The 12,059-nt window shown below is 67.9% G+C and carries 9 protein-coding genes; 4 read left to right on the plus strand and 5 right to left on the minus strand.

Going from position 1 to position 12,059, the window contains the following annotated elements; all coding sequences use genetic code 11:
* Both AC5E6L_RS09630 and pyrC read right to left on the minus strand, forming a co-directional pair.
* A partial coding sequence (locus tag AC5E6L_RS09630) for an orotate phosphoribosyltransferase (RefSeq protein WP_491772892.1) occupies positions 1–645 on the minus strand: 645 nt, incomplete at its 3' end.
* 30 nt (positions 646–675) lie between these two features.
* The gene (pyrC, locus tag AC5E6L_RS09635; protein ID WP_491230330.1) at positions 676–1,728 is read right to left on the minus strand and encodes a dihydroorotase; all 1,053 of its coding nucleotides are present in this window, start codon (positions 1,726–1,728) and stop codon (positions 676–678) included.
* A gap of 246 nt (positions 1,729–1,974) precedes the next feature.
* Here pyrC and AC5E6L_RS09640 point away from each other — a divergent pair, with 246 nt between their 5' ends.
* The 4 genes from AC5E6L_RS09640 to AC5E6L_RS09655 all read left to right on the plus strand — a co-directional run bounded on the left by AC5E6L_RS09640 (position 1,975) and on the right by AC5E6L_RS09655 (position 9,040).
* A complete protein-coding gene (locus AC5E6L_RS09640) occupies positions 1,975–3,852 on the plus strand; it encodes a sensor histidine kinase (RefSeq protein WP_491772894.1) in 1,878 nt (625 codons plus the stop codon).
* A complete protein-coding gene (locus AC5E6L_RS09645) occupies positions 3,849–5,210 on the plus strand; it encodes a sigma-54-dependent transcriptional regulator (protein WP_491772896.1) in 1,362 nt (453 codons plus the stop codon). Before AC5E6L_RS09640 ends, AC5E6L_RS09645 begins: the two co-directional genes overlap by 4 nt.
* Before the next feature lie 256 nt (positions 5,211–5,466).
* A complete protein-coding gene (locus tag AC5E6L_RS09650) occupies positions 5,467–6,450 on the plus strand; it encodes a TAXI family TRAP transporter solute-binding subunit (protein WP_491230367.1) in 984 nt (327 codons plus the stop codon).
* Positions 6,451–6,553: 103 nt separating this feature from the next.
* Entirely contained in the window at positions 6,554–9,040 is a 2,487-nt protein-coding gene (locus AC5E6L_RS09655; protein WP_491772899.1) for a TRAP transporter permease, read from the plus strand.
* 359 nt (positions 9,041–9,399) lie between these two features.
* Here AC5E6L_RS09655 and AC5E6L_RS09660 read toward each other — a convergent pair whose 3' ends face one another.
* The 3 genes from AC5E6L_RS09660 to AC5E6L_RS09670 form a co-directional block, all read right to left on the minus strand.
* The gene (locus tag AC5E6L_RS09660) at positions 9,400–10,335 is read right to left on the minus strand and encodes a metal ABC transporter permease (RefSeq protein WP_491230110.1); all 936 of its coding nucleotides are present in this window, start codon (positions 10,333–10,335) and stop codon (positions 9,400–9,402) included.
* Positions 10,335–11,549, minus strand: coding sequence for a metal ABC transporter permease (locus AC5E6L_RS09665; protein ID WP_491772901.1), 1,215 nt, complete (start codon positions 11,547–11,549; stop codon positions 10,335–10,337). The genes AC5E6L_RS09660 and AC5E6L_RS09665 overlap by 1 nt, the downstream gene beginning before the upstream one ends.
* Positions 11,546–12,059 (minus strand): metal ABC transporter ATP-binding protein (locus AC5E6L_RS09670; protein WP_491772903.1); only part of this gene is annotated, 514 nt, incomplete at its 5' end. The genes AC5E6L_RS09665 and AC5E6L_RS09670, both read right to left, overlap by 4 nt.

Consider the following 12,059-nt stretch of genomic DNA (forward strand, 5'->3'; position numbering starts at 1 on the left):
CCAGTCGAGCGGGGCGTGAAGGAAGCTCTCCACCTCGCCCAGCGTGGCCGCGTCGAACAGCGCGGCGCCCCTTGCCTGTTCGAGCACGTCCCACCAGGTGGCGAGCGCATGCAGACGGACCCCGTGGCGCGACAGCGTTTCGGGGAAGATGTCGTAATGGAAGATCACGATCGTGTCGGCGACCTGCGCGCCCGCCTCGCGGATCGCCTCGCAGAACCGGATCTTGCTGCCGCCGTCGGTCGCCAGATCCTCGACCAGCAGCACCCGCGCGCCCTCCGGCAGGTGCCCCTCGATCCGCGCGTCGCGCCCGAAGCCCTTGGGCTTCTTGCGGACATATTGCATCGGCAGGCCGAGCCGCTCGGAGATCCACGCGGCAAAGGGGATGCCGGCCGTCTCGCCGCCGGCCACGCAGTCGATCTGTTCGAAGCCGATCTCGCGCAGGATCGTCGAGACGGCGAAGTCCATCAGCGTGGCGCGGATCCGCGGATAGGAGATCAGCTTGCGGCAGTCGATATAGACGGGGCTCGCCAGCCCCGATGTGAGCATGAACGGCGCGTCGGCGCGGAAATGGATCGCCTCGATCTCCATGAGCATCCGCACGGTCAGCTCGGCCATCTGTTTCTTGTCGGGGAACGTCGTGTTCATCGGCCTCGGGTTCCGGTTGCCTGCATGCGTTCACCCGTTAGCATGCTTGTCGACGCGCCAATAGACGGCCACGCCCGGATCGAACACGGTGATCGGACCTTCCTGCGTGTCGACGGTCGCGGGCCATGTCACCGGCGTGTCCTGGCGCCGCAGCGTGATCGTCTCCGGGTTGGTCGGAAGGCCGTAAAAGGCCGGGCCGTTGCGCGAGGCGAACGCCTCGATCCTGTCGAGCGCGTCCATCTCCTCGAAGACATGGGCGAGGCAGGAAAGGGCGACGGGCGCGGTGAAGCAGCCGGCGCAGCCGCACGCCGATTCCTTGGCGCCGGTCAGGTGCGGCGCCGAATCGGTGCCCAGGAAGAACTTGGCCGTGCCCGAGGTGGCCGCCCGGCGCAGGGCCTGGCGATGGTCCTCGCGCTTGAGGACGGGCAGGCAGTAATAGTGCGGCCGCACGCCGCCGGCGAGCAGCGCGTTCCGGTTCAGCATCAGGTGCTGGACGGTGATGGTCCCGGCGACCGAATCGGGCGCGCCGGCGACGAAGTCGATGCCGTTCGCCGTGGTGATGTGCTCCATCACCAGCCGCAGTTCGGGCAGTCGGTCGAGCAATGGCAGCAGGATCCGGTCGATGAAGACCGCTTCGCGGTCGAATATGTCGATCTCGGGGTCGGTCACCTCGCCGTGCACGCACAGCGGCAGGCCGATCTCCGCCATGCGTTCGAGCACGGCCATGGCGCGGCCGATCTCGCGCACGCCCTGGCTGGAATTGGTCGTGGCCCCGGCCGGATAGAGCTTGACCGCCGTCACCACGCCCGCGCGCGCTGCGGCCTCCACATCGTCCGGGTCCGTTTCCTCGGTCAGATACAGCGTCATCAGGGGCGTGAAGTCCGTTCCGGGGGCCAGCGCGCCGACGATGCGGTCGCGATAGGCGCGCGCATGCGCGCCGGTCGTCACGGGTGGATCGAGATTGGGCATGATGATCGCGCGCCCCGCCCAGTCGCTGTGCTGGGCCACCGCCTTCAGCACCGCGCCGTCGCGCAGATGAAGGTGCCAGTCGTCCGGCCGTATGATCTCGAACCGTTCGGTCATTTCAGTTCCCCTTGTTGTGATGGAGGGCATGGTCGGCGAAGACGGCGCCGTCGTGGCCCCGGACGGAGGCTGCGGCGTCTTCGGGTGTCGGGTCCGGCCATGGCCGCAAACAGCCCATCCCGCGGGCCGCCGTCAAGCGCGGCCGGGACGATTTCGGACCGGTGCGGCCATTGCGCGCGGGCGCGCCCGTTGCGCCGCAGCCCTGACGGCTTGCCTAGGCCGCCGGGACCGCGCCATAATCGCGCCATGACGGGAGGAGTTCGCAACGCGTTCGGCCGCAAGGGTGCGGCGCTCTGGCTCGCCGGCGTCGTGCTGGTGGCGCTGGCGTTGAGCCTTGCGGCGATGCCGCGTCTCGAACGGACCTTCATGCTACAGGCCGGCGAACGCAGCGAGGCGACACTGCGCCTTGCCGTGCAGGGCCTTGAAGGGGCGTTGCGCCGCTACGAGCCGCTGCCCGCCCTGATCGCCGAACGGCCGGTTCTGCGCGACCTGCTCCGCGACCCGGAAAACGGGGCGCTGCGCGCGCGCATCAACGAGCAGTTGCGCCGGACGGCCGAGCAGGTCAGCGCGTCCGACGTCTATCTGATGGACACCACCGGCCTGACGCTGGTCGCGTCCAACCACCGCAAGGAACTCTCCTTCGTCGGGCGCAGCTTCTACTACCGCCCCTATTTCACCGAGGCGCTGGCGGGCGGGATCGGCCGCTATTTCGCATTGGGAACGACGTCCGGCGAGCGCGGCTATTTCTTCGCCGCCCCGGTGTTCGACGCGGGCCGGACCCTCGGCGTCGTCGCGGTCAAGTTCACGGTCGACGCGTTCGAGGACGCCTGGCGCGCCGGCGACACCGACATCGTCGTCCATGACGCCAACGGCGTCATCTTCATGGCGAGCCGGCCCGAATGGCATTTCCGCACCCTGTCGCCCCTTTCGCCGGCCGCGCTCGCGCAGATCGAGGCCAACCGGCAATATCCGCTCGATCAGCTCGATCCCCTGCCGGTGGACCGGTCGGCCGGTCGCGGCCGGATTTCGTTCGCGACCGTCGGCTCGGGCGCCCAGGCCGAGGACTATGTCACCAGCATGACGCCGATCGCCGAGGCGGGCTGGCGCGTTGCGATCCTGACACCGACCGGGCCGGCGCAGACCCAGGCGCTGCTGACGCTCGCCCTGCTCGTTCTGGCGATCCTGTTCGCCGGCCTGATCGCGGCGGCCTTCCTGCAACGGCGTGCCCGGCTCGTCGAGCGGCTGGAGGCGCAGCGCGCCACCCAGCATCTTCTGGAGCGCCGCGTCGCCGAGCGCACCGAGGACCTGAACACGGCCAACCGCAAGCTGCGCGCCGAGATCGAGGAGCGCAAGGCGACCGAGCGGCAGTTGCGCACGACGCAGGCCGAACTGGTCCAGGCCGGCAAGCTGGCCGCGCTCGGCCAGATGTCGGCGGCGCTCAGCCATGAGTTCAACCAGCCCCTGGCGGCGGTCAAGACCTATGCCGAGAACGCGGTCGCCTTCCTGGACAGGGGGCAGGCGGACAGGGCGCGCGGCAATGTCGCCCGCATCTCGCAGATGACCGACCGCATGGCCGCCATCTCCAGGCATCTGCGCAACTTCGCCCGCCGCCCGCGGCAGAAGATCGGCCCGATCCCGCTTCTGGCCGTCATCGACGATGCGCTCGACCTGATGGCCGCGCCCCTGAAGGGTGCTGGCGCGCATGTCGCCTTCGACCGTCCGGCATCCGAGGTCTGGGTCCTTGGCGGCCATGTCCGCCTCCAGCAGGTGGTGGTCAACCTGCTCAACAATGCCCTCGATGCGATGGAGGGCGCCGATCGCCCCCTCATCGAACTGTCGGTCGCGGCCGGAGCGGGCCGTTGCCGCATCGCCGTGCGCGATCACGGGGCCGGGCTGGCCGAGGGCCTGCGCACCAAGGTGTTCGACCCGTTCTTCACCACCAAGGGCCCCGGCAAGGGGCTCGGTCTGGGCCTGTCGATCTCCTACAACATCATCCGCGATTTCGGCGGGAAATTGTCGGTGCACAACCATGGCCGTGGCGGCGCCGTCTTCGCCGTCGACCTCGATCGCGTCGAGGCGCCGGGCGCGCACGCGCGCCGGGGCGCGCCGGTCGCCGCCGAATGAGCGGCGAGACGATCCTTTTCGTCGACGACGAGGAGCATCTGCGCCTTGCGGCCGGGCAGGCGCTGGAGCTGGCCGACCTCGACGTCACCTGCCTCGATCAGGCCGACAAGGCGCTGGCGCGCATCGGGCGCAACTTCCCCGGCGTGCTGGTGACCGACATCCGCATGCCGGGCATGGACGGCATCGATCTGATGCGCCGCTCGCTGGAGATCGATCCCGAGTTTCCGGTCATTCTGGTGACTGGCCATGGCGATGTGGAACTGGCCGTTCAGTGCATGCGGGAGGGCGCCTACGACTTCCTCGAAAAGCCCTATGCGCCGAGCCGGCTCGTCGACGCGGCGCGGCGCGCGCTCGACAAGCGGCGCCTGACGCTGGAGAACCGGGCGCTGCGGTCCCAGGTCGGCGGGCGCGACGCGATCGAGGCGCGGCTGGGCGGGCGGAGCCCGGTCATGGTGGAGCTGCGCCGCCGGATTCGCGCCATCGCGCAAACCGAGGCCGACGTCCTGGTGTTCGGCGCCACCGGCACGGGCAAGGAGGTCGCCGCCCGCGCCCTGCACCGCGCCAGTGCCCGCGGCGGGCACCCCTTCGTGCACATCAACTGCGCGGCGCTGCCCGAGGCGCTGATCGAGAGCGAACTGTTCGGCCACGAGGCGGGCGCGTTTCCGGGCGCGACGCGGGCGCGCTACGGCAAGTTCGAACATGGGCGCGGCGGCACCATCTTCCTCGACGAGATCGAATCCATGCCGCAGCCCATGCAGGCCAAGCTGCTGCACGCGATCCAGAACCGGTCGGTCACGCGGCTCGGCTCCAACGAGCCCGTCGTGCTCAATGTCCGCTTCATCGCCGCCAGCAAGACCGACCTTGAGGCGGAAGCGGCGGCCGGCGCCTTCCGCGGCGACCTCTTGTACCGGCTCAACGTGGTCACCTTGCGCGTGCCCGACCTTGGCGAGCGCCGCGAGGACATTCCGCGCCTGTTCGTCCAGCTCGTCAACGAGGCGGCGGCCCGCTACAAGCTGCCCGCGCCGACGGTCCCCGGCGCCGTGCTCGCGGCGGTCTCGGCGCGGGCCTGGCCGGGCAATGTGCGCGAGTTGCGCAACGCCGCCGACCGGTTTGCCCTCGGCCTCGATCCGGGGCTGGCGGGCAACGGCGCCGCCGATGCCGCATCCGCCGCGCCAAGGACGCTCGCCGGCCAGATGGCCGAGCACGAAAAGGCGCTGATCGCCGCAAGCCTGACGGCGCATCGCGGCAGCCTCAAGGGTACCTATGAAGCGCTCGGCTTGTCGCGCAAGGCGCTCTATGAGAAGATGCAGAAGCACGAGTTGGCGCGCGAAACATTCACCGGCGGCGACAAGGGCTGACCTTGCCGTCCGGTCGCCTGTGTCGTTTTCCACCCATGTCCGGCGCTGTTTGTTACACAAACCGCCCATCGGCGGCGCGCCACCCTCGCGCAACCACGGTTGACGCCGCTTTTTTGCTTGCGCGCGGCGCCTTCGCCTCCAACAAGGCGGGCCGTGTCCGCATCGCGGACGCGCCAATGGGGGAGGCCCATTCGACAGCCGGCTGACGTCGCCGCATCGTCGTGCCGTCGCGCCGGGAATAAACCAGGAGGATTCCATGAAACTGTCTTTGATGATGTCGGCCGTTGCCATCGTCGCGCTGACCGTGCCGGCGGCCAATGCGCAAGATCGCCAGGGCTGGCCGGAAAGCTTCACCGTGGGCACCGCCTCGCAGGGCGGCACCTACTTTGCCTACGGCTCGGGCTGGGCTAATCTCGTGGCCGACGAGCTTGGCATCTCCGGCGGCGGCGAGGTGACCGGCGGCCCGATGCAGAACATGGCGCTGGTGCACACCGGCGAAGCCGCGTTCGGCATGACGACCATGGGTCCGGCCGCCGAATCCATCGCCGGAACCAACCCGATCGCGCCGGGCCTTCAGATGACCAATGCCTGCGCGATCTTTCCCATGTATCAGACGCCGTTCTCGGTCACGGCCCTGACGGCATCGGGTATCGCCTCGATCGCCGACATTCCGGCCGGCGCCAAGATCGGCTTTGGCCCCGCCGGTTCGACCTCGGACACCTATTTCCCGCGCATGATGGAGGCGCTCGGCGTCGAGTTCGAGCGCCGCAACGGCGGCTGGTCCGATCTGGGCGGCCAGCTTCAGGACGGTCTTCTGGACGTGATTGCCTTTGCCGCCGGCGTGCCGGTGCCCGCGGTCAGCCAGCTCGAAGTGCAGACCGACGTGAACATCATCGAGTTCACCGAGGCGGAACAGGCCGCGATCATGGACGCCTTCCCGGTCTCCCGGTTCTCGATCGCGGCCGAAACCTACACCACGCTCGAAAGCGACGCGCGTTCGGTGTCGATGTGGAATTTCGCCATCGCCAATTGCGACCTGCCCGAGAGCTTCGTCAACGCCGTGGTCGACATCGTCATGTCCGACAATGAGCGGATGGTGAACATCCACCGCGCCGCCCGGTCGACGCTGCCCGAGAACTGGGACAGGAACCAGGTCATGCAATGGCATCCGGGCGCCGCCCGCTGGTTTAAGGACAATGCCGGCGCGGACATTCCCGCCGACATGATCCACGGCGGCTGACCGCCGCCGTCCGGTGCAGACACGAGATCGCCGCGCCCGCACGCCGGGCGTGGCGTTTGGCCTGTAACGCGGCAAGATTGGCGCCGCGAAAGGGAGGGGACACATGAGCCAGCAAGCCGCAAGAGATGACGATGTCGTGCTGGCGGACGGCGTCGACGAGGAACCCGTCGAGGGCAACCGGCGCATCTACAAGGGCCGGACCTATCTGCTCGTCAGCCTGCTGGCGACGGTGTACGCGGCGTTCCACATGGCCGCGCTCAACGGGCTGTCGATCTCGGAGATGACCGGCGGCCTGCTGGTCGTCCCCTTCCTGCCGACCTTTCCGATGGAGACGTGGAACTTCCGCATCGTCCACATCGCCGGCGCGCTGCTGCTCGGCTTCCTGCTGTTCGGCGGCACCCGCTTTGCGACCGACAGGGCCGAGGTCAGGCCGGTCTTCACCTGGGCCGCGCTGGCCCTGATGGTGCCGGCGCTCGTCTCGCTGGGTGCTGCGCTCTCCTTTGCCGTCGAGATCGCCGGCGGCGTGATGTGGAACGGGATCGACGCGCGCATCCGCTTCAACGAGACTTGGCTGTTCGGCGCGCCGCTGATGGTCGCAACGGTCGGCGGCATCGTCCTTTCCTGGTTCGACCGGCGCCAGCGCGGCGCGGTCAACCTGCTCGATCTGGTCCTCGCCGTCTGCGGCATCGCCGTCGCCGCCTACCTGATCGCCATCTACGGCACCTTGATGCGCAACGCGACGGGCACCCCCTTCGCGCCCATCGGCATTTCGATCGCCGCCGTCGCGGGTACGCTGCTGATCATGGAGATGACGCGCCGCGTCGCCGGCATGGCGCTGGTGGTCATCGCGCTGATCTTCCTGCTCTACGTCTTCACCGGCCAGCACCTGCCGGGCTTTCTGAATTCGCCGGCCATCTCCTGGCAGCGCTTCTTCAGCCAGGTCTACACGGATGCCGGCATCCTGGGGCCGACGACGGCGGTCTCGTCCACCTACATCATCCTGTTCATCATCTTCGCCGCCTTCCTTCAGGCGTCCAAGGTTGGCGACTATTTCGTCAACTTCGCCTTCGCGACGGCAGGCCGTGCGCGGGGTGGGCCGGCCAAGGTGGCGATCTTCGCCTCCGGCCTGATGGGCATGATCAACGGCACCTCGGCCGGCAATGTCGTCGCCACCGGCTCGCTGACCATCCCGCTGATGAAGAAGGTCGGCTATCACAAGAAGACCGCCGGTGCGATCGAGGCGGCCGCCTCGACGGGCGGTCAGATCATGCCGCCGATCATGGGCGCGGGCGCCTTCATCATGGCCGAGATCACCGGCATTCCCTATCAGGAAATCGCGATCGCCGCCATCATCCCCGCCATCCTCTATTTCACGTCGATCTTCTTCATGGTCGACTTCGAGGCCGCCAAGCTCGGCATGCGGGGCATGCGCGAGGACGAACTGCCCAAGCTGCGCGCCATGGTGCGCCGCGTCTTCCTGTTCATCCCGATCGTCATCCTGATCGTCGCCCTGTTCCAGGGCTATTCGGTGATCCGGGCCGGCACGCTGGCCACGGTGGCCGCCGCCGTCGTGAGCTGGCTCGCGCCCGCCGAGATGCGCCTGACGCGCCTTTTGATGTCCGGGCGGGAAAGCTCCATGCTCACCTCGCTGGGATTGCAGGCGCTGATCGTCGCGGCCATCATCGCTGCCGCCTACGGCCTGTTCGCCGCGCTCGACCAGACCCTGGCCGCCGCCGGTGGCGTGCTGCTGGTGATCGCGCTGGGGCTGTGGGCGCTCAACCGGCGTCGGCGCGGCCATGCCCGCCATCCCGGTCCCCAGGGCGACAAGACGCACGAGGCGATGAATCTGGGCTCGATCGTCAAGGCGTTCGAACTGGCCGGCGTCATGTCGATCCAGATCATCGCCGTGTGCGCCTGTGCCGGCATCATCGTCGGCGTCATCTCGCTGACCGGCGTGGGCGCGCGCTTCTCCAATCTGCTTTTGGGCCTGGCCGAGGCCTCGCAGCTTCTGGCGCTCGTCTTCGCCATGTGCATCGCCATCCTTCTGGGCATGGGCATGCCGACGACGGCCGCCTACGCGGTCGCCGCCTCGGTGGTCGCGCCGGGCCTGGTCGAACTGGGCATCCAGCCGCTGGTGGCGCATTTCTTCGTCTTCTATTTCGCCGTCGTCTCGGCGATCACCCCACCCGTGGCGCTCGCCTCCTACGCGGCGGCGGGGATTTCGGGCGCCAACCCGATGGAGACCTCGGTCACCTCGTTCAAGATCGGCATCGCCGCCTTCGTCGTGCCGTTCATGTTCTTCTACAACGCCGCGCTGCTGATGGAATCGCACACGCTGGAGATCGTCCGCGCGTTCCTGACCGCCATGCTCGGCGTGTTCCTTCTGGCCTCCGGCGTGCAGGGCTGGTTCTTCGGCAGGAAGACGGTCTGGTTCTTGCGCGTGGCGCTGGTCGGAACCGCGCTGGTGCTGATCGAGGGGTCCGTGCTGACGGACATTATCGGCATCGGCATGGCGGCGCTGGTCTTCTTCGTCCAGCGCGTCATCAAGCCGAAGGAAGGGCTGAGCATCCGCGTGCGCGGCGCCGATTAGGGCGTTCTTTGATGAGATTGAACCATTGTGCCGGCCCGGCCCACCGGTCGGCGCTTGCCGCGCCATGCAGTTTGAAGCGCCCGAACCGGTCAACCCGGTTCCGGGTGGGTTTGCGACCGGCCGGCGGGCGCCCACGGCATCGAACCGCTTGCCCGCAGCACCGCCACGCGCTCCTGAGCGTGTCGAAGGGGCGCTTCTCCTGGCGGATCGGCTCACCGGCCGGCAAACGGAATGGATGCAATTCTCGTGATCCCCGCTTCACGCGCAATGCTCCAGCTCTTTGATCTTGAGCATGTCCTTATCCGGAAACCGCATACACTTTTCGGGAACATGCCCTGGGAGCCTTTACCGGCGGGCAGTCAGATGGCCGCTTCCTCCTTGCCGGCGCCGATCCGCGACCGGTGCGGGCCGAACAGGCAGGCAAGGCCGAGAATGGCGCCCGAGACGGCGGCGATCATGCCGGCGGCGCTGACCGCGTTCTGGCCGCCGAACCACAGCGGCCCGTAGCCGGCGAAGACATAGCCAAGCACGGCCGACACGGTGGCAAAGGCGACGCTCCACCAGATCTGGCGTTCAAGGCTGTTGGTCATCAGCCGCGCTGCGGCGGGCGGGCAGATGAACATGGCGATGACGATGATCGAGCCGACCGCGTCGAAAGCGGCCACCGCCGCGATGGCGGCGACGACCACCAGGCAAAAGCCGATCAGGCCGACCGGCAGGCCAAGCGCCTGGGCGAAGCCCTCGTCGAAGGTCGAGATTTTGAGCCAGCGCCAAAATATCAAGGTCAACAACGCCACCAGGGCGCAGACCACCACGATGCGTTCCAGCTCATGCGGAAGCGAGGCCAGCGCGACGGGATCGACAAGCGAGTGCCAGCCCTCGGCCCTGAACCAGATCAGGCTTTCCAGATTGCCCATCAGCGCGTGCTCGACATCGAGATGGGTGTTGCTGGTATCGGTCTGTTCGAGGATCAGCACGCCGGCGGCGAACATCGCGGTGAAGACGACGCCCATCGCAGCGCCCGGCTCGATATTGCCGAGCCGCTTGACCGCTTCGATCAGGATCACCGCGACGATGGCCGCGCCCGCCGCGCCCAGAAGCATCGGGATCGCGGCGACGATGCCCGTCAGCAGGAAGGCCACGACGATGCCCGGCAGCACGACATGGCTGATCGCGTCGCCGATCAGCGCCTGTCGCCTGAGCACCAGGAAATTGCCCGGCAGCGCGCAGGCGATCGACGCGAAGATGCCGATCAGGATCGGCGTCAGCGAGAACTGAACGAATTCGGAGCCCATCACGCCCCTCCCACGACGACCGGCGGCCCGAGGCGGCGGTCGAACTCTGTGATTTCATCGGGCGTGAAGACCTCCTCGATGGGGGTCAGGCCGTCATAGCGGCCGGTCAGTCCGGCGTCTTGATGAATTTCGCGGGCGATATCCCAGCGCTTTTCGTCACGGGCGATCTTGGCGGCCCGCGCCCGGCCTGCGTGCGTGGGGACGCCGTCGGGGCGCATAAGCCCCTCCCGGACGAGCAAACGCACCGTATAGGCTTCACGGATCGGGTGCTGTGCGGCAAGCGCCAGCAGCCCCTGGCGGCGATGCACGCGCCGCTGGAAGCGACGATGACGGATCACGGCGGCCAGGACCCCGCGCGCCGGGGCGAAGAGAAGCGAAAAGATGAAGATCACCGCCGCGACCAGAACGATGATCGGCCCCGTCGGCAGGGCGGGCGCCGAGGCCGACAGCACGGCGCCCAGATAGCCCGATACGCCGCCGATGCCGCCCGCGATCCAGATCACGCGGTTCGACCGCTCGGTCCAGAAGCGCGCGGTCACCGCGGGGATGATCAGCATGGCCACGATCAGGATCAGGCCCACGAGCTTCAGCCCGATGACGGTGACCGCCATCACCAGCCCCATCATCAAAAGGTCGATGCGCCGCACGTCATAGCCCATGGCCGCCGCGTAGCCCGGATCGAAGGCGACAAGCGTCATCGGACGGCGCAGGAGCCATGTCGCAAAGACGGCGAGCGACCCGCCGATGGCGATGACGATGGCATCCTGAAAGAGCATCCCCGCGGTGGAGCCGAGCAGGAAGCTCTCAAGGCCCGCCTGCCGCCCCGCATTCATGGTCTGGATGAATGTAAGGAACACGATGCCGAGGCCGAAGAACACCCCGAGCACCGCCCCGATCGCCGCATCTTCGGCCAGACGCGTGCGGCGCGTGATCCACTCGATCAGCAGCAGCCCGATCCAGGCGGTGACCGCGGAGCCGAGCAGGAGCCCGATCAGGTTACGCCCGTCGTCGCCCAGGCTCACCATGATTATAAAGGCGAGGCCGACACCGGGAAGCGTCGCATGGGCGACGGCGTCGGAGACCAGAGCGCGCTTGCGCAGGAAAAGAAATGTGCCGGAAGATCCGGCGGCGAAGCCGAGCAGTCCGGCGCCGATGGCCACAAGCGCGGCGTTGTAGCCGGCTTGCAGCAGGAGCGCCTGAAGAAAGGTGTTCACCCGGCCCTTCCTTCCGCCATGGAGAGCTCGTCAAGATGCGTGGCGGCCAGCCGCCCGCCATAGGTGGCTTGCAGGTTTTCCGTGGTGAAAGCGTCCTCAACGGTGCCCTCGGCCATCCGCCGCACATTGATCAGGAAGACATGGTCGAAATAGTCGCGCACCGTCGAGAGGTCGTGATGCACGGCGACGACCGTCTTGCCTTTGGATTTGAGCAGCTTCAGCACATCGATGATCGCCCGCTCCGTCGCCGCATCCACGCCGGCGAAGGGTTCGTCGAGCAGATAGAGATCGGCGTCCTGCGCCAGCGCGCGGGCGAGGAACACGCGCTGTTGCTGGCCGCCCGAAAGCTGCCCGATCTGGCGATGGGCGAAGTCGGCCATACCGACACGGTTCAGGCAGTCCTCCGCGTGCGCCTTCATCCGGCCCGACAGCCGCCCCAGAAGCCCAACCTTGCGGTAGAGACCCATCAGCACGACATCGATGACGGCGGTCGGGAAATACCAGTCGACG

The sequence above is a fragment of the Roseitalea sp. genome (assembly GCF_984466335.1).